This window comes from Massilia violaceinigra, assembly GCF_002752675.1.
GTDB lineage: Bacteria > Pseudomonadota > Gammaproteobacteria > Burkholderiales > Burkholderiaceae_D > Telluria_A > Telluria_A violaceinigra.
On record NZ_CP024609.1, the window covers coordinates 1 to 22,759 of the forward strand.

At 61.1% G+C, this 22,759-nt stretch carries 19 protein-coding genes and 1 pseudogene; 15 read left to right on the forward strand and 5 right to left on the reverse strand.

What is annotated here, in order from left to right:
* Positions 1-284 precede the first annotated feature (284 nt).
* From CR152_RS32220 to CR152_RS34935, 3 genes and pseudogenes are all read right to left on the reverse strand, one after another.
* Complete coding sequence (locus CR152_RS32220) at positions 285-962, reverse strand: outer membrane protein (RefSeq protein WP_099883023.1); 678 nt, start codon at positions 960-962, stop codon at positions 285-287.
* A 6-nt stretch (positions 963-968) separates the two neighbouring features.
* Positions 969-2,789 carry an Ig-like domain-containing protein gene (locus CR152_RS33730; protein ID WP_307718611.1) on the reverse strand — a complete coding sequence of 607 codons (1,821 nt, stop codon included), beginning with the start codon at positions 2,787-2,789 and terminating at the stop codon, positions 969-971.
* A gap of 1,834 nt (positions 2,790-4,623) precedes the next feature.
* Positions 4,624-5,412, reverse strand: a pseudogene (locus CR152_RS34935) (Calx-beta domain-containing protein); the annotation flags it as partial.
* A 685-nt stretch (positions 5,413-6,097) separates the two neighbouring features.
* Between CR152_RS34935 and CR152_RS32235 the strand changes: the two are divergent.
* From CR152_RS32235 to CR152_RS32280, 9 genes are all read left to right on the forward strand, one after another.
* On the forward strand, positions 6,098-6,310 hold the full coding sequence (locus tag CR152_RS32235; protein WP_157778888.1) for a hypothetical protein: 213 nt from the start codon (positions 6,098-6,100) through the stop codon (positions 6,308-6,310).
* Positions 6,311-6,315: 5 nt separating this feature from the next.
* Complete coding sequence (locus CR152_RS32240) at positions 6,316-6,939, forward strand: hypothetical protein (RefSeq protein ID WP_157778889.1); 624 nt, start codon at positions 6,316-6,318, stop codon at positions 6,937-6,939.
* Entirely contained in the window at positions 6,926-8,458 is a 1,533-nt protein-coding gene (locus tag CR152_RS32245; RefSeq protein WP_099883029.1) for a terminase large subunit, read from the forward strand. The genes CR152_RS32240 and CR152_RS32245 overlap by 14 nt, the downstream gene beginning before the upstream one ends.
* A gap of 455 nt (positions 8,459-8,913) precedes the next feature.
* A complete protein-coding gene (locus tag CR152_RS32250; protein WP_157778890.1) occupies positions 8,914-11,166 on the forward strand; it encodes a portal protein in 2,253 nt (750 codons plus the stop codon).
* On the forward strand, positions 11,163-11,411 hold the full coding sequence (locus tag CR152_RS32255) for a hypothetical protein (protein ID WP_157778891.1): 249 nt from the start codon (positions 11,163-11,165) through the stop codon (positions 11,409-11,411). Before CR152_RS32250 ends, CR152_RS32255 begins: the two co-directional genes overlap by 4 nt.
* A gap of 77 nt (positions 11,412-11,488) precedes the next feature.
* On the forward strand, positions 11,489-12,292 hold the full coding sequence (locus tag CR152_RS32265) for a hypothetical protein (RefSeq protein WP_157778892.1): 804 nt from the start codon (positions 11,489-11,491) through the stop codon (positions 12,290-12,292).
* Between the two features lie 117 nt (positions 12,293-12,409).
* Entirely contained in the window at positions 12,410-13,411 is a 1,002-nt protein-coding gene (locus CR152_RS32270; RefSeq protein ID WP_099883037.1) for a N4-gp56 family major capsid protein, read from the forward strand.
* 73 nt (positions 13,412-13,484) lie between these two features.
* Positions 13,485-13,838, forward strand: coding sequence for a hypothetical protein (locus CR152_RS32275; protein ID WP_099883039.1), 354 nt, complete (start codon positions 13,485-13,487; stop codon positions 13,836-13,838).
* 9 nt (positions 13,839-13,847) lie between these two features.
* The gene (locus CR152_RS32280; RefSeq protein ID WP_099883041.1) at positions 13,848-14,477 is read left to right on the forward strand and encodes a hypothetical protein; all 630 of its coding nucleotides are present in this window, start codon (positions 13,848-13,850) and stop codon (positions 14,475-14,477) included.
* A gap of 208 nt (positions 14,478-14,685) precedes the next feature.
* On the opposite strand, the gene CR152_RS32285 is transcribed toward CR152_RS32280, so the two are convergent.
* A complete protein-coding gene (locus tag CR152_RS32285; RefSeq protein WP_099883043.1) occupies positions 14,686-15,075 on the reverse strand; it encodes a response regulator in 390 nt (129 codons plus the stop codon).
* A 363-nt stretch (positions 15,076-15,438) separates the two neighbouring features.
* On the opposite strand from CR152_RS32285, the gene CR152_RS32290 reads away from it, so the two are divergent.
* Genes CR152_RS32290 through CR152_RS32315 form a run of 6 tightly spaced genes read left to right on the forward strand, consistent with a single transcriptional unit; the run spans position 15,439 to position 20,348 of the window.
* Positions 15,439-16,059 (forward strand): phage adaptor protein, encoded by a 621-nt coding sequence (locus CR152_RS32290; RefSeq protein WP_307718612.1) that lies wholly within the window; start codon positions 15,439-15,441, stop codon positions 16,057-16,059.
* Positions 16,060-16,089: 30 nt separating this feature from the next.
* On the forward strand, positions 16,090-16,500 hold the full coding sequence (locus CR152_RS32295) for a phage tail fiber protein (protein WP_099883047.1): 411 nt from the start codon (positions 16,090-16,092) through the stop codon (positions 16,498-16,500).
* A gap of 9 nt (positions 16,501-16,509) precedes the next feature.
* Entirely contained in the window at positions 16,510-17,688 is a 1,179-nt protein-coding gene (locus CR152_RS32300; RefSeq protein WP_157778893.1) for a hypothetical protein, read from the forward strand.
* Positions 17,685-17,963 (forward strand): phage fiber-tail adaptor protein, encoded by a 279-nt coding sequence (locus tag CR152_RS32305; RefSeq protein ID WP_099883051.1) that lies wholly within the window; start codon positions 17,685-17,687, stop codon positions 17,961-17,963. The genes CR152_RS32300 and CR152_RS32305 overlap by 4 nt, the downstream gene beginning before the upstream one ends.
* Positions 17,963-19,879 (forward strand): WD40 repeat domain-containing protein, encoded by a 1,917-nt coding sequence (locus CR152_RS32310; RefSeq protein ID WP_099883053.1) that lies wholly within the window; start codon positions 17,963-17,965, stop codon positions 19,877-19,879. The genes CR152_RS32305 and CR152_RS32310 overlap by 1 nt, the downstream gene beginning before the upstream one ends.
* A gap of 7 nt (positions 19,880-19,886) precedes the next feature.
* A complete protein-coding gene (locus CR152_RS32315) occupies positions 19,887-20,348 on the forward strand; it encodes a hypothetical protein (RefSeq protein ID WP_099883055.1) in 462 nt (153 codons plus the stop codon).
* Positions 20,349-20,756: 408 nt separating this feature from the next.
* Here the strand turns inward: CR152_RS32315 and CR152_RS33515 are convergent, their stop codons facing one another.
* Positions 20,757-22,469 carry a hypothetical protein gene (locus CR152_RS33515; protein WP_157778894.1) on the reverse strand — a complete coding sequence of 571 codons (1,713 nt, stop codon included), beginning with the start codon at positions 22,467-22,469 and terminating at the stop codon, positions 20,757-20,759.
* Positions 22,470-22,759 lie beyond the last annotated feature (290 nt).

Here is a 22,759-nt window from a genome sequence, read left to right on the forward strand (position 1 = left end):
CATTGTTCGATGAAATGGGATCCGTGCGGCATGCGCTTCCGTATGGGGCCGGCCCGGCAGCCGTGTTGGAACTCTGGGTAGCGCGAGGCCAGGGTTGGGCTCGCACCGGAAGGCCGCGCCGACGGTGGTCTTCGGGTCCCATTATACCCAAGCCAATAACACTCGACAGCCATTGTGCCCCCGTTTTTCCTCAGCACCAGGTGGCACTTCGCAAATCGGTCTCATCGCGGCATGAAATGCCATGCACGCAGCGTTCATGTTGACTCATTTGACATAATTTCCGATCAGCGAAAATTGTGTAGGTAGCCTAGTGTAAATGCGCCAAGACGCCGGCGCTCATATTTTACGGAAGGTGCCCCGTCCCGATAGGGCCGTGGCAGCTGCAGCCAAGAATATTGCAGCGCAATACTGTCGGTAGCGGACATGCGGTAAGTAAGGCCGGCCCGTAACTGCCAAGCGAAACCGCTTTTCGATGCAGGGCCGAAGCACGCGCACGTGTCGCCCAGATTCAGTTGCGGTAGCTTGACGCGGCCCCAGCCTATCCCGCCGCCAACAAAGCTGTCCAGCGCGGTGCCGAGCCGGTCTGTCCGGTAGGCGTTGGCGAATATGGCATCGTAGTGGCCGCTACCGTCTACTGCCTTGCTCAGCGGCTCAAGCGTCAGCCGCTGCACGCGAATGCGTCCGCGCTCGTACTCCAGCTCATAGCGGCCGTGACCGGACTGGCGCCCCACCTGCATTCCACCATGCACACCCCGCTTCAGATCGGCCCGCCCGTCGATCGGCGTGCCGAATCCGAAATCCACGCTGGCATTCCATTCCTGCAGCATGTTGGCACCGAGGTGCCCGCCCCAGTAATTCGCTGGCGCCTCGTCGACCGCAGCCAGCGCCGGTGCCAACACCAAAGAGCTGGCCGCCAGCGCGGTAGCCAGGGTGATGTAACGTCCAGTGTCTCGTTTTGTCATGAAACCTCATAGAGTGAAATGGGTGCCGTACACGGCGTTGAGATCGGCAGCTGTGGCGGCCGCGCCATGCGCCACCCCTACCAACTGCACCTGTTGCAGGTAATTCTGTTCAACGGCATCGACAAACCCAGCTGCCGTAGTGGCGCCGTACATCATGGCCAGTTTCTGCACCAGCAACTGTACGGACGCATTGTCCTGGTTGGCGATCAGGTAGCCTTCCGCATCGAACGCAAACGCATGCTCGGTAGTCGCGCTAAACCTGGCGCCCCGGTCCGTGAATCCTTGTGCCACCAGGTTTAGCGTTGCCGCTTCGGCTGCAGTGGTCAGCTGTGTATTACCATTGATATCTTGGTATAGGTGGAAATCGACGCCGTTTTTGCTACCCGCGGCGGCTGCATTGAACCCCGCTGCGCCCGTCACGGCATCGTAGCAGGCATATGGCAGAGGCTGGCCGCTGGCTGCGTACGTGTAGTCCTGCGTGAACGGCTGAAAATACGTCGCCAGAGGCCGCCCACCCTTCGTGGCATCGATCTCGTCGAAGCGCACGCCCTCGAAGACGCTGCCGGGCAGCGCCGCCTTTTGCGCCGCCTCGATGGCATCGGCCGTGTAATAGCGATCGTCGCCGGCCAGCTTTATGCTGTACACCTGGCCGACGGGCCTCGTGTCAAACGCGAGCAGACCCGGGTCGACTATAGTCCCGTTGACAAGACCGTCCTCGTCGCCTTTGGCACCCTCTGTCAAGGTAAGTACGATACGATCGATGCGGCCGTCGCCGTTCACGTCAAGCAACGTAGCGCCATCGTCCCAGGTGCTCAGGTCTTGATCGTCCAAGAAGCTGTACCAGCTTTGCGTGACCTTATCGAATTTCTGGAAGTCGTTCGCCAGCGCGCCGAACTGTGCCAGCTCGATGACAACCCGCGTTTGCAAGCCGGCTTGAACGGCGTCCCCATCTGGCAGGCTGTTTACGCCTTCTTCCGCCGTCACGGAGAAGTTGAAGACAGGAGAGACGGCCCGGAAGTTTGCCGCCAGCGGCGCCGGTTGCGCCGTGATGCTGAGATCCTTTAGTTGCGCTCCGGGCGTCAGCGCGACGACGCCGTTGGTCGTTCCGACCGAACCGGACAGGATGGCACCGAACGACGACGCGGCTGCGTCCTTGCCCAGGGCAAAGTCGGCTAATGACTTCAGAGGCATCTGCGCGACGGAATTCTGTTGCCAGTCCAGCACACCGTCGCGGTTGTAGTCACCGCCGTTAGCAGCGAGCTCAATCGACGGCATCACCCCATCGAGATCCGTGACGATCTTGACTGACACCGGTGCAGAACCGAGCACTTTGCCATTCGCGTCCAGCACCTGTGCTGTGAACGTGTAGACGCCGTCGTCCAACTGACCTGGCCCCACGTTGATCTTGCCGCTGCTAATGGCGTCGGCGGTAACGGCGGTCGTGCCGATCACGGTGCCGGAGGGCGCCAGCAGACGCACGCTGCCGCCAACCGTCAGCAGGGTTCCGGCAGATACGGTGAATTCCGGTGCAAGCACGCTGGTAACGGAATCGGTGTTGCTGGACCCATTGTCGGACGTAGGGTCGAGCGACGTGTCCAGCACGGGTAGTGCCGGCGGCGTGGGTGTTGGTGTTGGCGTGGGTGTTGGTGTTGGTGTTGGCGTGGGGTGTTGGTGTTGGCGTGGGTGTTGGCGTGGGTGTTGGCGTGGTGTTGGGTGTTGGGTGGGTGTTGGTGTTGGGTGTTGGCGTGGGTGTTGGTGTTGGCGTGGGTGGGGTCGGCGTCGGCGTGACGTCGTTGTCTTCGATGGTCCCCGCAGCCGTGATGCCACCGACGGCAAGTACGAGGCTCTCGGCCTGCTCGACTAGCACGTCGTCCACAGTGGCGACGGTGATCGTAAACACCGCCACTCCAGCCGGCACGATGATCATGTGAGTGGTTGGATCACCGTTTTTCCATGTTACGCCCGCGCTGAACCCAAAGGCGCCCAGATCGGCCGCGCTGCCGGTGCCTGCAGCGGCCAATCCGAATTCCGTCGGTACAAGGCTCGTGCTGTTCAGCGCAACGGTATACACCAGCGCGTTGCCCTCGACGACGGTTCGGTCGGCCGGGTCGGCGCCTTGGTGGGCTGCATCCTCGGCGCTGACGCTAGCGACCGCCAGCGCGTCATTGTCCGTGATCGTACCGGTGGCCATCACGCCGCCGACTGTCAGCACCAGAGTTTCCGCCGGCTCGAGGACGCTGTCGTCTATGGTGGAGGCCGTAATTGTGAAGCCAGCCACGTTGGCCGGTACGACGACGGTGCCGGTATCAGGGTCGCCGTTCTTCCACGCCACGCCGTTGCTGAATACGAAATTGCCCAGGTCGCCCGGTGCGGCTGTACCGCCAACCGACAGCGCGTGCTCGACGACTGCTGGGCTGGCACCATTTAGGGTTACCGTGTAGACGAGCGCCACACCTTCGACGACTGCGCTGTCAATCGGCTGCTGGCCCGAGTGGCCGCTGTCCTCGGCGACGACGGTCGTCACGCTCGGACTGTCGCTGTCCGTGATAGTGCCACTGGCGCCGACGCCGCCCACCGTCAGCGTGACGCTTTCCGCACTTTCGATTATTACGTCGTCCACGGTCGGTACGGTTATTGTAAAGCCGGCCACGTTGGCCGGCACGATCACTGTGCCGGTACCCGGATCGCTGTTCTTCCACCCGACGCCGTCGCTAAATACAAAGGTGTTTAGGTCGGCTGGCGCGGCCGTGCCGCCAACTGACAGTGCGTGCTCGGTGGGTGTCGAGCTGACCCCGTTCAGCGCTACCGTGTAGACTAGGGCCACACCTTCAACAACCGTATTGTCTACCGGCTGCTGGCCTAAGTGGCCACTGTCCTCGGCGATGACGGTCGTCACGCTCTGGCTGTCGTTGTCCGTGATGGTCCCGGTGGCGCTGACGCTGCCCACCGTCAATATAACCGTTTCCGTGTCTTCGATGACGGTATCGTTATTGGTTGTCAGCAGCGCCTGGAAGTCGACCACGCCGGCGGGAACCACGACGATGCCACTGTTGGCGTCCCCATTCTTCCAGGCGACCCCATTGCTAAAGGTGAGCATCGCTAGGTCGCTGCCGGTGGCCGTGCCGCCAAAGGTTAGCGCATATTCGCTCGAGACAGGGCTAACGCCGTAGAGAGTGACGGTAAAGCGCAGCGCAGCGCCCTCTGCCACGCTGCTGTCGATGGGATTGGCCCCGATGTTGAGCGCATCCTCGGCGATTACGGTGGTGACGCTCTGGCTGTCGTTGTCGGTGATCGTCCCCGTCGCGTTGATGCCGCCGACCGTCAGCAAGAGCGTTTCGGCGTTTTCGATGTCGCTGTCGTCGACCGTGGTGATCGTGATCTTGAAGCTGCCGACGTTGTTCGGTACGACGACGATGCCGCTGCCTGGACTACCGTTCTTCCAGGTAACGCCGTCGCTGAACAGCAACGTGCCATACTCGGCCGGCAGCGCAGTCCCACCGGTCGCCAACGTAAATTCACCGCCGCCTGTGCGGCTCATGACGACGGTAAAGACTAGCGAACCGCCTTCGATAACGGTGCTGTCGACGGGGTTGGAGCCTAGCGCCCCAGCGTCCTCGGCCACCACGGTGCCGACATAGGGCGCGGCGTCGTTGTCGTTGATCGTGACGACTCCCGTGTTGCCTGTGATGGCAGCGAACGTGCTGTCGGTAAGCACGACTACGGCCGTGCGCGCGCCGTCCACGGCGTTGTTGTCAAGGATCGGCACTTGGATTGTCTTGCTTGTTTCGCCAGGCTGGAATGTCAGCGAGCCATTAACGGCCGTATAGTCTGTTCCAGCGCTAGCGGTGCCGTTTTGTGTCGCGTATTTAACAGTGACAGTATCAGCGGTGATCGTGTCCAGCGTGATCGTTACACTTGCGGTGCCGGCCGCTTCGTTGACGACAGCATCCCCTATCACCAAATGTGGCTGGTTGTTTAGGTACGTGTTCAGCGAGTCTAGCAGGCCGTTGGTGGCCGCATTGCCGTTAACCTTGCCGTCATTGCCAATGACCAACGCCTGGCCATTGAAGGTCAAGCCTATATAGCTGTGGGGATCGTTGTTTGCCCCCGTCCACGGGTCTACCGTTACAGTACCTCCGCCAGTTTTCGCCAGTGTATGCGACGCGCCAGTGGAATAAAACACGACGGTCGACACAGCGCCGCTGGGCGCGCGCCAATTGATGACACCATCAATGCGATGCTCTACGCCTAGCGAATCCGTAACAATGATGGTACCGGAGTAGTCGTTACCTTGGCTACCGCCGAACTGGCCATTATTTGTCGCCTGCTGGAACTGCACATTAGACCAGCCGAGCGACGTCAGATACGATGTCGAAGACGACTCATTGCTCTTGGATGCATCGCCAAAAAATCCATTGGCGAATGAAACGGAAACGGTAGTCACTGCCACGAGGCACCTCGCAAAAAGGATGATTCAATCGTGCAAGGGTCCAACAGCGGAGCAGCACGAGAAAGAACGAATAGAGCGAATAGAGCGAATAAGGCGCACAACGCGAAAGTGGGAGGAGTTGGGCGGTTTTTTGAGCATACCTTGAGTCCTCGTCTTGGGCAAAGCAAACTCATAGTGACCTGTAGACTCTTTTAGTGGAGTACAAAAGTACGTTGTTACAACGCGACATTGGCCTGCTACCTATGAAAATGTTCGCAGCAGTCTAAGCGTGTTGCCGGAATGCTTATGAATATCCGGTATGCAACGAATTGTGCGCAAAATAGACATGGCGAAACTTGCGTGAAACGCCGTAAAATTCGCTCCAATTCGATAGTCTGAAAAACTGACTCTTGCGAAAAGGGCCTTTAACACGGGCACTTTCAAGGGGATGTCGTCGGATCGTCTCGCCGTCGGGCGGGCATGACGCACCTGGCGACTCGCTGGCGTCGTGCCCGCCACGGGGCACGCCACCGTCCAGATAGGGCGGGGCCTGCCACCGGGCACCAAGCAGAATGAAGCCAGCGCGACGCCCGTCCCGCTGGCTTTTTTCATGTCCGAAGCAATCTCCCTTCCACCGTTGCCTGAGCAGTCAGGCACCAGCCCCGGCGCAGCAATGCGTGCGGGGCTTCTTTTTTGGGCGTCCGTGATGGCACGAGTAACCCCCGTCAAGCAGGACCCAGTGGCCGAGCAGGCCCAGCCAACGATCTACCAGGCGCGCAATGCCGCCGCGCCCTGGCTGCGCGCCCAAGTTCCGGAGGACGACTTCGAGGACGTCGAGTTCGCCCGCAGCTGGGCCTTGGGACATGACGGCGTCGACTCCATCGGCACCCTGCAGGGCAAATACCAGAAAGCGCGTTGATCACCATGGCGAACGAAAAGAAGGTCATCGACTGGGATCTGGTCGAAAAGGATTGGCGCGCCGGCATCAAGACCAAGCAACAAATGGCCGTCGAGCACGGCCTCTCGCGCGCGGCCATGGACAAGCGCTTCGGCAAGATGAACATCAGCCGGCACCTGGGCGTCAAGATCCGCGCGAAGGCGACGTCGCTTGTCGAGCAATCTGTCGTGCCGGCCACCGCCGAGCCGCTGTCGCCAGCGCGCGAGCGCGAGATCGTGGAGGTCAACGCGGCGATGCAGTCGCAGATCATCCTGTCGCACCGCTCGGATATCCAGCGCGCCCGGCGCCTGTCGATGCAGCTGCTCGAAGAACTGGAGGTGCAAACGGACCACGCGGACCTGTTCCGCGACCTGGCCGCAATGCTGTGCGCACCGGACGAGAAGGGCGTCAACAAGCGCCTTGAGCTGTTCGAGAAGGTCATGTCCCTCAATTCCCGCGCCGGCACCATGAAGACGCTGGCCGACGCCTTGCGCAATCTCATCGCCATGGAACGCCAGGCGTTCGGGCTGGACGACAAGAAGGAAGACGAGATCGGCAGCGGCGTCGAGGACGTCATCAAGCGCGTGATGGCGAAAAATGGCGGCGCCTAGCCAAGCCGATATCGAAGCCACCATCGAAGCGCTGCGCGACGATATCGAGCTGCACTGCGAAACGTGCATGTACGTGCTGGACAAGGGCGGCAAGAAGGTTCTGCTCAAGTTCAATCGGGCGCAGCGCTACATCCATGCGCGCATCGAGGAACAGCGCAAGAAAATCGGCAAGGTCCGTGCGATCATCCTGAAAGGCCGGCAGCAGGGGGCTTCGACATACATTGGCGCGCGCTTCTACTGTATCTCGTCTATCAACTTCGGCCGATCCGCCTTCATCGTGGCACACGAGCAGAAGGCGACGGACAATCTGTTCAAGATGGTCAAGCGCTATCACGGGCACAACCCGTTCGCCCCCTCGACTAGCGCGACGAACTCGAAGGAGCTGGTCTTCGACAAGCTCGACGGCGGCTACAAGCTGGCAACCGCCGGCACCGCCGACGTCGGCCGGGGCAACACCGCCCAGGTAGCCCACCTCTCCGAATTCGCGTTCTGGAAAAACGCGCAGATGCACATGGCCGGGCTGGGCAACACGATTGCCGATCTGGACGACACCGAGATCATCATTGAATCGACCGCCAACGGCACCGGCGGCGGTTTCCACAGCATGTGGCAGGACGCCGAGGCGGGGATCGGCGAGTACATCGCCATCTTCGTGCCGTGGTTCTGGCAGGACGAATACCGCGCGACAGTGCCGGAAAATTTCATCGTCACGGCCGACGATCAGAAGTACATGGACGCCTACCGGCTGGACATGGAACAGATGGCGTGGCGCCAGAACAAGGTGATCACCTATGGCCGGGGCTTCGAGTGGCTTTTCGATCAGGAGTACCCGGCTACCGCCGCACTCGCGTTCCGCTCGGCCACGACCGACCCGCTTATCAGCCCGACGAGCGTCATGGCCGCCGTCAACAGCACCTACCGCGAACGCACCGGCGCCTTCGTGATCGGCTGCGACCCGGCGGAATACGGACCGGACAGGACGGCGATCGCCTTCCGTCACGGCCGCACCATCTTCCGGATCGAGTACCACGAGAAGAAGGGGCCGATGGAAGTGGCCGGCATCCTGGCCGGCTATTACCGCGACTTGCAGCCCGACGCCATTTTCGTGGACAAGATCGGGATCGGCTCGGGGATCGTGGACCGGCTCAAGGAGCTGGGCGTGCCCGTCATCGGCGTGAACTCTGCTGCAAGGGCCGATGACCCGGAGCTGTACGCCAACAAGCGCGCGGAAATCTGGTACCGCTTCAAGGAATGGATCGAGGACGGCCCAAACCGGCTACCGAACGACGCCGCCATGATCGCCGACATTTCAGCGCCGAGCTACAAGACGTCCTCCAACGGCGCGCGCCTGATCGAGGCCAAGGAGGACATGAAGAAGCGGCAGATGCGCTCACCAGACGGTGCCGATGCCATTGCGATGACGTTTGCTGAAGCGGTCGTGCCGCGCGCACTACGCGACGATTCGGGCCATCGAAGTGTGCATCCGCAACAGCGAGCAGCATCGCGTGCAGGATATTGAAGTCGAAATTACAATGCTTGTAGGACCAGTGATAAAATTCCACCTCGCTGCGTTAGACTTCAGGCGTCGTCTGGTGACGCTCTACTACCTTGGAACGATAAATGACAACAAATCGACGCACAGATGACTCCACAAGTGCGGTAATTACCGAAGCATTTCGGTTGCTGCGCAATTTAGGATTTGAACCTGCGTTTTTAATGCTGCGCGCGCGCGGGGTTGATCCTCAGTTAGCCCGGGATTTACTTGACATGCGTTTCGAACGTCGGCTAGAAAGGAGCGCTATTGGCCCGGTGGAACCTACTACCTAATCCGAGTATATGTTTAAACCCTTTTTGTTGTTGCTATATGCCTACTAACGCCACTTTGAGGCGCTATGACAGGTTATACGAAAAATGCATCAATAAAACTGTACATGCCGGCCCGCAAATATGCGGGCTTTTTTTATGGGTACGCTAATGACTGATGTAGTAGATACAACGCATGAAGAGTACGTACGGGCAGCAACCGAGGGGATGGCGCGCGATGATGACGCCGCCTACATCGCGCTCGACACGCTGGGCATTACGCTCCTGGCCGAGTTCGCCCAGGCGGTGGTTGACCGCCGTGAAACCGAACAGCGTTGGCTCATGGACCTGCGCCAGTATCGCGGACTCTATGATCCGGACGTGGAAGCGAAGTTCGGGAAGAACCGGTCCAGGGCGTTTGTGCGCCTGACGCGCGTGAAGGTGAAAACCGCCAACGCGCGCGTCGCCGACCTGCTGTTCCCGACGACGTCGGACCGCAACTGGACGGCCGAACCGACCGCCGTCCCCTCCGTCGACCGCGACACCAAGCGCAAGCTGATCAGTCAGATCGTCGCGAAAACGGGTGTGGTGCCGGCGAAGCGCGAGCTGGACGCCGCGATCGCCAAGCTGGTCAAGATGGCCGCCGACAAAATGACGAAGGTCATGGACGACCAGCTGGCCGAGGCCCAGTACAAAGGCACGGCCAGGGACGTGCTGCACAGCGGCCACCTGTACGGCACTGGCGTGCTCAAGGCGCCGCTGGTCGAGCGCAAGACGCGCCAGAAGTTTGTCCAGGTCAATGGAAACTGGGTGATGAAGACCGAGTCGTATATCGTGCCCTTCGTCGCTTATGTGCCCTTGTGGCGGTTTTACCCGGATATGTCCGCCACCAAGCTGGCCGACTGTGCGTACGTGTTCGAGCAGCACATCATGACGCGCGGCGCGCTCGCCGAACTGGCCAAGCGCAAGGCGTTTAACGGCGCCAAGATCCGCTCCTACATCCTGGCCAACCCCAAGGGGGCGCAAACCTCGCGGGCCTACGACAATGAGATCCGACAGATCGGCGAGCGCCAGTCGGCCAAGCTCAATCACGACGGCAACTACGAGGTGGTGGAGCGCTGGGGTTGGATCGGCGGCGAACTGCTGTCGCAGGCCGGCGTGGACGTCCCCGCAGGCCGGATGCACGAAACGTTTTTCTCGAACGTTTGGATGCTGCCGGACGGGGACGTGATCAAGATCACCCTGCAGCCGATCAACGGCGTGACCTACCCGTACCACCTGTATTACGCCGACAAGGACGAGACGAGCATCTTCGGCGACGGCTTCGCCTCGATCATGCGGGACGACCAGACCACCGTCAACGCGGCCACGCGCATGGTGCTCGACAACGCGGCGTTGTCGGCAGGCCCACAGATCGAGGTGAACATGGCCCTGTTGTCTCCGGCCGAGGACGCGGACGACATGTACCCGTTCAAGATATGGAAGCGCACCGGCCAGGACGCCGGCCAGCAGGCAATCAGGGTGCTCAATGTGCCGAACGGGCTGGAAGAACTGCTGCCCATTGTCGAAATGTTCAAGAAGAACGCCGACGACGTGACGGCCATCCCACGCTACATGCAGGGGGAAAACGCCACTCAGGGCGCCGCCGGCACCGCTTCGGGCATGTCCATGCTCATGGCGAACGCCTCGATCGTGATGAAGGACCTGATCACGAACTACGACGAGGGCGTGACCAGGCCGTTCATTTCGGACCTGTACAAGTGGAACATGCAGTTCAACCCGGACAACAGCTGCAAGGGCGACTTCGACATCAAGGCGCGCGGCACAGCGTCGCTGATGGCGAAGGAAGTGCGTGCGCAGCAGCTGGACAACTTCGCGGCGACCCTCACCCCCGAGGACGCCCCGTACATCAAACGCGAAGAACTGCTTCGCCAGCGCGCGGAAGCGCACGACCTGTCGAGCATCATCAAGACCGAGGACGAGGTGGAGGCCGAGCGCAATAATGACGCCGCCAAGGCCGCCGTCGCCCAGCAGCAGCAGATGCAGGACCTTCAAGTGAAGGTCGCCATGCTGGAGGCCGAGAAGCTGACGCAAGAGGTGGCCAAGCTGGCGGCCGAGGTCACGCGCATCAACGCTATCGCCACCAAGACCAACGTCGACGCGGCGTATGCCGGCATGCAGGCTGCCGGCGTGGCGACGGAGCGTCCGGAGATTGCGCCGGCGGGCGACGCCATCTTGAAATCGGCCGGTTGGGTCGATTCCACCCCCGGCCAGCCCACTCCCCCAGGATCTGCGGCGCCTGGCGCCGCCCAGCCGGCGATTCCTGATCCGCAGCAGCTCGCCGCCCAGCGTGACCCGCGCGGCGGCCAGGTCGGCGCCAACGTCGGCGAGCACGCCGGCATCGAGACCGCGGCAATCGAATGATGCGCGCCCCCGAACAGCGCCGCGTCGCGATCGCGAGCGGGTCGGCCGCACTGCTCGAATACCGCGCAATGCCCGAGACAATGATTTTGCTGGACCTGCTCGATGCGCTGGCGGACGAGTATTACGCCGAGCTTGCGACCATCAAGGTCGACCAGCTCGCATTCAAACAGGGAGCCCTGGCCCAGGTGAACGCCCTGTGCGACATGCTCCGCACCAATAGCGTGCACCGGTCAGTCCGCGTGTAGAGCACACCGCCGCAGTCCACCACCCGCCCCGAGCGGGTTTTTTTTCGCCCAATTGAGCTATTCCACAGGAGATCCACATGCCAACCACCCCAAAACAGCAGACAGAGGACGCGGCCGCATTCGCCGCCGAGTTCGACGCGGCCGACGCCGAACCGTCGGCGCAGAGCGAGGACGAGGCGTTCGGCCTGGCCGAGGAAGCCGGGGCCGGGGCCGAGGACCCCGCCGGCGTCCCAGCGGCGGCATCCGACGCGGGCCCCGCAGCTGCCGAGCCACCCGGCGACGAAGCGCAGCTGCAGGCCAAGGAGGCCGAGCTGGCGGCCGAGGAAGGGGCGCTCGACACGTCCAGCGTGGGTGAGAGCCAGGAAAGCGAAGACGTCACCGACCCGGCCGCCGACGCCGGCGCCACCGATGGCACCGACGATCCCGAAAAGGCGCTGGCGGACGACTTCGGCCCTGAGTTCGTGGACCTGATGAAGCGCCTCATTGCCAAGGTGTGCGCCGACAAAGTGGGCGAGGGCCTGGGAACCCTGTCAAGCACGGTTGACGAAGTCATCCAACACCTGCAGGGCGAGCGCAACGCCAATCACTTCAAGGCCATCGCGGCGGCGCACGAAGACTTTACCGACATCGTTGAATCGCCTGAATTTAGCGCGTGGAAGGACGGCCAGGAGCCCGCCGAACAAGCGCGCCTGGCGCAGGTCATCGACGCTGGCAGCACCCAGGAAATCATCGACATGCTCACCGACTACAAGGCATCGAAGGGCGGTGGTGTGGATGACAGCGAAATCGACGGCGCCGAAGGCGTGCGGTCGAGCGGCCTGACCCTGCCGAAGGAGCCGTCCGGCGATGACGACTTCGCGGCGGCCTGGAACGAACACTAAAGAAGGTGGCCCGTGCCAGTGCGGCTCTCACTGGCGAACGCTGCTGTTGGCGCCCCAACAGATCCACGCATTTCCGCGGCACTCGCCGCTTTCGATTCCCCCTCATTAGGAAAATCCATGGGCAATACCACTTACGGCGACATCTCGCCGCGTACCGCTGCGTACGCGAACAAGCAACTGCTGAAACGCGCCATCCCTTACCTGTGCCTCGAAAAGTTCGGCCAGGCCAAGACCCTGCCCGCCAACTCGTCCAAGACCATCGTCTTCCGCCGCTACTCGGCGCTCGACACCACCCCTTCGGCGCTGGTCGAAGGGGTGACGCCTGGCTCGCTGACCATGGCATCGACCGACGTGCCGTGCATGCTGACCCAGTACGGCTCGATGATCACCATCACCGACATCATCGAAGACACGCACGAGGACAATGTCCTGAACGAAGCGATCGACCTGCTGGGCGAACAGGCCGCGCAGATGATCGAGCGCATGCGCTACGGCGTGCTGCGCGCCGGTACCAACGTGGTCTACTCCAACGGCGCCACCCGCGCGGACGTCGTCGCGCCGATCTCGCTGGCGGTACAGCGCAAGATCGTCAAGGCCCTGAAACGCCAGAACGCGGAGCCGATCACCAAAGTGGTCAAGTCGACGGCGGCATTCGGCACTGAAGCGGTGGCCAAGAGCTACATCGGCCTGATCCACCCGGACATGGAATCGGACGTACGCAACATGCTGGGCGCGGACGGCAAGTCGTGCTTCGCGCCGATCGAGAAGTACGGTTCGATGACTCCGTACGAAAACGAGATCGGCAAGGTCGAAGATGTCCGCTACCTGTCCTCGACCATCTTCGTCCCCTTCGTCAATGCCGGCGGCGACAAGGGCCTGATGACTTCCACGGCCGGCGTGAAGGCCGACGTCTACCCGGCGCTGTACATCGCAACCAACGCGTATGCGGTCGTGGCGCTCAAGGGCATGTTCGCGCTCACTCCCATGGTGGTCAACGCGAAGCCGAGCGACTCGGACCCGCTGGCGCAGCGCGGTCGCGTGGCGTGGAAGGCGATGCAGGGCGCCGTGATCCTCAACGACCAGTGGATGGTGCGCGGCGAGTTCGCCGTCACCGCATAACCCCCACCGCCAGCACATGAACGCCCGCTTCGGTGGGCGTTTTGCATTTCCCCTCAAATTCAGGAGCACCACCATGGCAGCAAAAGAAACCTCCAGCGTTACCACCATCGATGACGAGCCCAAGCCGGTCGAAATCAAGAAGGGCATCGACATCGCTGTCGTTGACCATGGCGACAATCTGTCGGGCGAGAAGGTTCAAGTCACGATCGCCAACGGCGTGGGAGAGCTCGGCCGCCAGTCCGTTTTCCTGAGCCTCAACGGCCATGGCTTCAACGTGCCGCGCGGCGTCCCGTGCGTTGTGCCTGTCGAAGTGTCCGCCATCCTGGAAAACGCCACGATGACCGAGTACGAAGCCGGGGCGCACGGCGCCACGATCGAACGCGAAGTGCAGCGCTTTAGCTATACCATCAAGCATCTGCGCAAGTAAGCCGCCGCCATGGCGAACCTCTCCGACTTCTTTTCGTACGTGCTGCCTTACGTGACGGGTTGTTCCTACCCGCTCGCTGAACAGCATATCCGTGACATCTGCATCGACCTCTGCACGCACGCGCCGGTCGCCCAGGTGGCAATCGATCCGCTCGATGTGATCAGCGGGGAGCGGCAATACGACATCGATACCCCGTCCGGAACAGTGGCGACGGCCATCCTTGAGGCGGCGTACTACGCGCGGCCGCTACGGGTCTTTAAGACCGGGGACATGCACATGGCGTCGCTGCAGGAGCGAACCGGGGAGCCGTGGGGCATTCAGCAAGCGGCCGCGAACGTTTTTACCCTCGACGCCACGCCGACCCACGACGCCGCCCAGGCAATCAAGCTGCTGGTGGCCACCAAGCCCACACGCACGGCCGACACAGTCGCCGATGTCCTGCTGGACGACTATGCCTTCGAGATAGGGCAGGGCGTTGTAGGACGTCTGATGCGGATAACGGGGCACGAGTTCGCCAATCCCGCGGCGGCAGGCCTCTACACCCGGGACTACGAGATTGCGCGCACCACCGCGCGGATACGCGCCGAGCGCTCGTTCGGTCGCACCACCACGCAGGTCCGGGCCCGCGCCTTCGGCTAACACCCTCCAGGGCGCAAGGATTCGCATGCCAACCACGATCGCCAGGGCGCCGTTGTCGGCCGCGCTGCCCGTCTGCTGCAGGACCACGAGTACATACGCCTGACCCAGCCGGAAATGCTCGACGGGCTGATCGGCAGACAGCCCGAGGCCGCGCTGTAACCCGTCCATCTAAGAGTTGTGTGCGACTACGGACCCTTGGTTAAAAAAGCTAGTCCGTCGCATCGGTCCAGCCAGGCAAGAGTTTTCTTAATGCGCCTTTTAACTCATCAATTTCAACTGGCTTACTAAGGTAACTGTCGAACCCAGCGGCAAGCAGATTTTCTTTGTCGCCCATCATTGCCATTGCTGTCAGAGCAATGATGGGGATGGACGAATATTGAGGGTCAGACTTTAAAGTCTGGACGATTTGAAAACCGTCTAAATGCGGCATTTGAATATCACAAATGATCAAGTCAGGAATTTCAGATTTGCTGATCGCAAGCCCAGCGGGACCGTTTAATGCAGGTATTACTAAAAATCCCCAGACATTCATGACAAATATCATCAAATCCATGTTGATTTCGTTGTCATCTATTAATAAAACTCTCTTTGAATTCATTTTTAGTTTTTATTAATAACACAAATTTCCTAGAGAAGACTACTGTAAAAGTACTATCCGTTCGGTGAGGCTTCTCCACTGTTCCAAGGTGATTTGGCCAGAATCGTAAGCTTTATCTAGCTTTTGACGAAGTTCAAAAATTCGAAGGTGGCAATTATGAGCATTTTTATCAACTTTTAAGATTGAGGCTTCGAGTTCTACAAAAACTTGATCCAAATTCATTAATGCCCTTAGAGAGAGATTGCCAATATTGCAGTTAAAACAACCTTGCCATCTGACACGTCTTTACTAAATTCATTTCTTCCAGCATACGCTTCTTCGCATCTTCATGAAACATACGTTCCATATTCACCACACATCGCTATGCCAACCATAATAGTTAGCGCTATAGTCCAGCGCGCTTCACGCCTGCTTCAAGATCATGAGCACACACGCTGGCCCCAGTCTGAATTGCTCGACTGGCTGATCGACGGTCAGCGCGAGGCCGCGCTAATAAACCCGTCCATCTTCATGCGCACCACACCGGTGACGCTCGTCGTCGGTACCTTGCAGCATTTGCCGATCGACGGCAAGGCGTTGCTGGATGTGCCGCGCAATGCCAACGGCCACGCGGTCACGCGCATTGCCCGCAAAGCGCTCGACGCCCAAGTGCCCGACTGGCACTCGCCGGCGCGCGCCAAAGCAAAGGTTCTGCACTTCTGCTTTTCCGGGGACGACCCGAAGACCTTTTATGTCTTCCCCCCTTCACCTGGCGGCAATGCAGTGACGGCGGTCTACGAGGCGATCCCGCCAGCGCTGACTCTGAACGATCCGATTTCGCTCGATGACAGCTACGTCGGCGCGCTGCTCGACTACCTCATGTACCGCGCCTACGAAAAGGATAGCGAGTACGCGCCAGAAAACGCCGGCTTCGCGGCCCTGCACCGGGGCGCCTTCAACGCCCTTGTCAAAGGCAAGGCGCCGCCGGCCGCTCCATCCACCTGATTTCCCCTCACATTCATATAGGAGCCTCCCATGGCTGGATTATCCGTTTACGCCGAAACGGCGATACTGAACGCGCTGCTGCGCGGTACGAATTTCGTCGCTCCGCCCAGCGCTGCGTTGCGCCTCGCTCTCTGCACAGCCGACCCGACCGACGCGGGCAACTTGAACGAGATCGCGTCCGGCACGTGGTACACGCGCCAGTTGACCGGCGCATTTACCGCGCCGGCACCCGGCGGCGCCGGGCAACAGGTATCGAACGCGTCTTCGATCACCTTCCCCGCGGTGACCGGTGCGGCCATCACCGTGACCCACGTCGCCGTCTTTGACGCCCTCAATGCAGGGAACATGCTGTTCTCTGCCCCGATGCTGTCCTCAAAGACGCTGCAAGTAGGCGATGTGCTGTCTTTTGCGCCCGGCACGCTCATCGGAAATCTGAACTAAGCGCCCGCGATGAATTCCTTCGGCTTAAACAGCGCGGCCGTCAACGGGAGTGCATCGCGGGTAGTGCTCGGTGCGGCGCTGTTTGCGGCCGGTGGGACCCTGACAGCGGATGCGACCCGGACACAGTACGGGGGCGCTGTCGCAATGGGCGGGCTCGCCCCGAAACACGCCGCCGGCGTACGCATCGCGATGGGCGAAGCACTGTTTCGGCCGGAATTCTATGGGTCGGCCGAATGGGTGCTGGCCACGACGGCAAGCGCCGTCTGCTACTCGGCTTTCACCGCACGCGCCGCGCACACGGAAGTGTTGTGCAGCGCGTCCTTCGTCTTCACCGCCAGCGGAACGATCATCCGGCCAGGTGTGGCCACCGCCACCGCGGCCTTCGTTTCGGGCGCCGATCCGCTGGTGACAATCGGCTACGCGGCCACTTGCGTAAGCACGTTCTCCCTGTACGCCGAAGCGGGCGTCAGGCGCAACGGCCAGAGTACGACAGAGCGTGACGGCTACGCGTCGGGCGCGTCGGCCTTCACCGTCACCGCCGCTGCGCTGCGCACCGCCATGGGCGTCGCGGCGACGGTGGCCAGCTTCAATGCAACGACCGACTCGGTCAAGATCCATGCCGGCGCCGCCACCATGGCGTCGGCGCTGACGGTGTTCGCCGCCGGCTCGTCGGACGGCTGCCGGGCCGAGTTCACCAGCTCGTTTAGTGCCCAGCCGACGTTGACTCAACCGGGCCAAGCCGATTTTGCGGCCTGGCTGGTTTGTTCGGTGACGCCGACGGTCACGATCCAGGGCGCGGCAAAGCCGGTTCTGATCGAATTCGGCGGCGTTGCCGACGGGCGGCTTGCCTTGCAGGGTGCCTGCGAGTTTTATTCGACCGGCACCCTGGCGGCCTATAGCCGGCTGGCTCTCCAGGGTGGCGCGATCTTGGCGGGCGTGGGTCAACTAGTGCCGATGCCATGGGCGTATCGCATGGCCGAGGCGCCTGCCTATTTCACAGGTTACCTGCTGGCCGACGGGGTGCGGATCTGCATGGGCGAGGCGACCGCGTCGCTTTCTTTTGGCGCGCACGCCGAACCTGCCACGAACGCCGCCGTCGCGGCGCCGCCCAACCGCACCATGCTCCTCCCGCGGGAGATCCGCAGCGCGCGCATTTCCACCGAACTACGCACCATGAGGGCGACATGAGCTTAGCCACCTTTACCAAGCAACCAATCGAAAAGCTCGATTACGACATCCTGTACGACGACTGGCTCACCCCCGGCGATGGCATCAACTTGGTCAAAGTCACGATCGACAAACCCGGCTTGACGTCGCCACGCCAGAACGTGTCCGCATTTGCGCTCAAGGTGTGGATCGCCGGCGGGGAGGACGGCGTGACCTACAAGGTCACGGTCACGGCCGAGACGGACGACGGCCGTATCAAGCAGGACGAATTCAAGATCAAGGTGAAGGAATATTGATGACACAGCTTTTTACCAACAACGCCGAATCGGTGCTCGCTGCCGGCATCACCGCTGCCGCGACCAGCATCACGGTCAAGGGCGGGGAGGGGGCGCTGTTCCCCAATCCTCTCAAAGGCGATTACTTTCTGATCACGCTTTTTCAGCGCCTGGGCGCCATTGAAATGAACTGGGAGATCGTCAAGTGCACCGCCCGTGCAGGCGATGTGCTGACCGTGGAGCGGCAGGTTGAAGGCAGCACACCGCGCGCGTTCAATGCCGGTGACCCGGTCAGCCTGCGTCTCACCGCCGGCGCCGTCCTGCCAGTGCACCAGGGCGCGCTGACGGGACCGCTGAACGAAGCGGCGCCCGTGCCCGTGGTCGCAACGTCGTCCATGGCGATCGCCAGCGCCGGGGCTAACACGCTGCTTGTCAGCGGAATTGCGTCCATCGCCGCGTTCGATGCCGCCCCACCTGGCGCGCGCCGGCGCATGGTCTTTACCGATGCCGCGACGTTGGTCCACAACGCCGTATCGATGGTGCTGACCACTGGGGCCGATATCGTCACCGCGCGGGGCGACTGCGCCGAATGGCTTTCGGCGGGTGGCGGGAACTGGTCGATGCTGGACTACTCCCGTGCCAGCGGAAGCCCGGTCGGCGTCGTTGCCACCGCCCAGGCCGTGGCCGGACAGACCGCGACGGGTACCGCTTTGATCACCGCTGCCGACGCTGCGGCCGCGCGTGCTGCGCTGGGCGTGAGCGTGAGCAACTACGGCGCGGGCGATCTCCTGACGTCGGTGCGCAAAATGGCGGCGCCCGACTGGCTTCCGTGCGACGGAAAGCCGTACCTCAAAAGCAGCTACCCCGCGCTTTCTGCCGCAATAGGACCTGCCACAGCCGGCATCGTCAGGCTTGCGACACCAGTTTCTCCCCCCGCCGCGACGAGCGCAGGGTGCGCATTCAGCCCTGACGGGCAGTACGTGGCCATCGCGCAGTCGACGTCGCCCTATATGCTGATGTTCAAGCGCAGCGGCGATACGTTCTCCCGCTTGGGCCTGAGCCAGCCACCGACCGGGTTTACTTACAAAATCGCTTTTAGCGCGGACGGTACCCTGATGGCGGTGGCGCAGGCGGCTTCGCCGTTTCTGTCAATGTACAGGCGCGATGGTGATGTTTTTACCCTGGCCAACCTCTTGACAGCGAATCCTTCGGCGACATCGAAAGCGGTCGCATTCAGTCCCGACGGCAATTTCATCGCGTGCGGAGACGACGTCAACGGCCTGTGGCTCCGCCTCTACCGTAAGGCCAGCACCGGCTATTTCGGTAGCATCGGGATTTCTCTGCCTGGAGGAACCGTCCACTCCGTCGCGTTCAGCCCCGACGGCATGTATCTGGTAGTCGCTTGCCAAAGCACTTACCCGATGATGCTCTACAAGCGCGCGCCGAATGGTGAGTCTTATGTCCTGTTACCGGAAGCGAACCTTCCAGGACAGATGGGAACCTACGGCACCGCATTCAGTCCCGACGGCAACATATTGGCCGTTTCAATGATCACGGGCGGCTTTCTTGCGCTTTATGCCCGGGATGGGGACAAATTCACCAGACTGCCTGACCCGGTGGTGATGCCCACAGGGCAGAGTAGCCATCTCGCTTGGAGCCCGGACGGCGGCACGCTTGCTGTCGGCCATACCAACACCCCGTTCCTCACGATGTATTCCCGTGAAGGCACAACGCTCACGAAATGGCCCAGCTACCCTTTGCCGGGCGGTTGGGTGTCGCATGTCTCGTACACGAAGGATGGTGCGTATTTCGTGTTGTCGATGAATGAAGCGCCTTACATGGCCGTCTACAGCGTGCTCTATGACGCGGCCACCCAATTTGTCGTGCCCACGCTGGCCTCGCCCGGTGCGGGATTCAAAAATTACATCAAGACATAAGGAAACGATGATCACTTTGCACATCCGCGATGAATACGGGATTTTTCTCGGCAGCGTGACCGTGGACGAAATGGGACCGCTGCCCGAGCGCTCGGTCGCGCATCCCCCTCCCATCCTGACCGGCACGCAGGTGGCACGCTGGAACGGCGATGGCTGGGATGTCATGGCCGCGCGTCCGCCCCAGTCCGACGGCATCCTCGTGCCAACGCAGGCCGAGTACACCGCGGCACTTGAAGCCTCATACGATGTCAAGGCGGCCGAACGCGGCTATGACAGCCGTTTGACCTGTGCGCTGCGTGCCGGCTATGCCGGACCCTTCCAGAAGGAAGCGACGGTCTTCGCGATCTGGATGGATTCGTGCAACGCCAAGGCGTACGGGATTATGGGCCAGGTCCTGAGCGGGGAAATGAAGTACCCGACCATTGCCGCGCTGCTTGCCATGATGCCGACGATGGAGTGGCCGCAATGAAGCGCCTGACCCTGTTCGGCTTCCTGCTGCTGGGCCAGACGGCAAACGCGGTTGCCGTGGTGCGCATGCTGTGGGCGATCCTTGTAGGTGTAATAACTCGCATTTCAAACCGACCGTGCTTGCATTCAACGCGGGTTTCGGCTCGAATTAAGTGCAACTGGCGGCGGTGTCATGCTCACGCTATCTGCGAATGAACTTGCAACCGACGGCGCCGGCTCGCGTTTCACCGCCGTCGGCTCACACTAACTGCAGATGACGGCCCATATGGGCAAGCCTGCCGCCAGCATGCGCTCGCGGATCCCGTGTGTTGCAGCGGGACCAGCTGTAAGTGGTGATGAGGGGCGATAGCGCGGGACGTCTACCAGCACAGGCAGGCAGCGTCCCGGCCATCAGGCAGAGTCACGGGAATCAATAATGGGCGTACGGATTCCTGCCACGGTTGGCGTAGTACAGCCATGCAGTGCCTGCCACGCTTCCCGAACTGGTGAAATCGGGATTGGTGTTTTGCGTGGCGTATGGCATTCCGTGCAGTTTGTCGACCATGTAGTTCATGGATTTCAAGATGTCGTCCGCCGTGTTTCCTTGACACGTCATGGTACTTGCACCTTGCCGCATCGCCATAACGGCGCCGAGCGAGCCTTCGCTCCACACGAATTGCGACACCGGTGCCGGGTTGTTGTAGATGGAATCGTAGAAGCCGACAATGCCGCGCACCTTACGCGACGGGTAATCGAGCTTGCCCAGTACGTGGAAGTAATCGCACATGGCAGGCAGAGCGCCGGCAAAGTTTTGATTCCTGCTGCCGCGATTACCCAGTGCAAGCACCGACCACGAATAATTATCCAGATAGCGCTCGTTGTTGTTGAGCGTATTGGTGTTACCGTCGAAGCCCGCAAGGAAGCGCGTACCGTTCCACAAGGCTTCTGACATGTTGCGCATTTTGGTCGCCGCCGTCGTGTATTTGGCACCGCCGTTCAAGGCGTAGAACTGGTGGAAGCTGGCATAGGCGTCGAGCTGATGCTCTAGCGCAAATATCCGGCTGCGACCGGCGACATAGTCGGTCGGCGCGAAGCGGAAGCCGTATTGCACCTTGCCATTGATTGAAATTGGGGTCAACTCATTGATCATGTAGTCATGCAGCCGGATCGACATCGACAGATACTTCGTACTCGTGAAGGCCTTTTGATAGGCATTCAACGCTATGCCAAACCAAGCGTTCGATCCGGCAATGCGCATGTCGAGCGGCGCGTTGGCGTCCTCGCCGTCGGCGAGGTAGGAAAACATCCACGCCCCAGATGGCCCCTGCAGTTTGGCCATCGCGTTGATGATCAGTTCGGCGTTTGCACGATCGCCGGCCAAGCTGAAAGCGATCACCGCAAGTGCTTGGTCGTACAGGAAGGCCGAATCCATGTCGCGGAAGCTGCGGATCAGCTTGCCGTTGCCGTAAGGGCCGCCCGTGATCACCGGGGTGTTCATCAAGCTTTGCAAGCCTGCGATCTGGCGGTCGGCCGAGGTCACGGGTGCACCAAAATACGATGCCGTGAAGGCGGTCAGGCTGACCGGATCGATGGGTAGTGGCAGCTTCGTCGCCGGGGTAACGCGGCCGCTGCAGAAGCCCCCCGCAGGGTTGCAGTTAGGCGATGACATGGGGTTGTAAGTACTCGGATACATAATGAGTACCGCGCGGTCGGCGCTGCCAACGCCGTGCGGCACGGTCACCCTAAATGTCCCGTTCCCAATCACAGTCGTAGCGTCGCCCTGGAGATAGAACACATCGCCGTGAAAGAAGACGCCGATGCGGTAATTTTGCTCGGTGCCGGTTGGCAGGCTATGTACTCCGCTAAACACAGTATGGGTTGCCGACTGGGTTAGTTCCGACACGCCGAAGACAGTTGCTGGGGCGGCCTGAAGAGGGGGCTCATTGTAGATGAAATCCAAGCCCGACCATACTGGCCAGGGTGACTTGGCGACTGTCGCCAGCTTTTTCTCGCTGCTCTGCTTCTGAACCGCCTGTGGAGTACCGGCCGATGAGTCACCGCTGCCTGCGAGCAATAACATTCCGACGCCAAGGGCGGTAATGGCTGTTTGTTCCGCTTTTTTCCAGCTTCTATTTTGAATCATGCTATCTCCATGTTTGTGTTTGCACTGCTTTCGAAGTGTACCGCATCGGTATACCCATGCGAGGCGCTGCCATTGGGATGTTTTACGAGTCTCACATGGGGCGATACGGCCCCATGTGAGACATCGTCGCCGGATGGTCTAGACCTCAACGAGACAATATTTACGGCTTTTCCGGAGGCAGCAACAAGGGCGCTTTTGTGGCTGCACTCTATACCGCTTGCTAAACCGGATCGACAAGGACCACTGTACCCGTTCCGCCGGAACGTGACACCCAACCCCGCTTCGGCGGG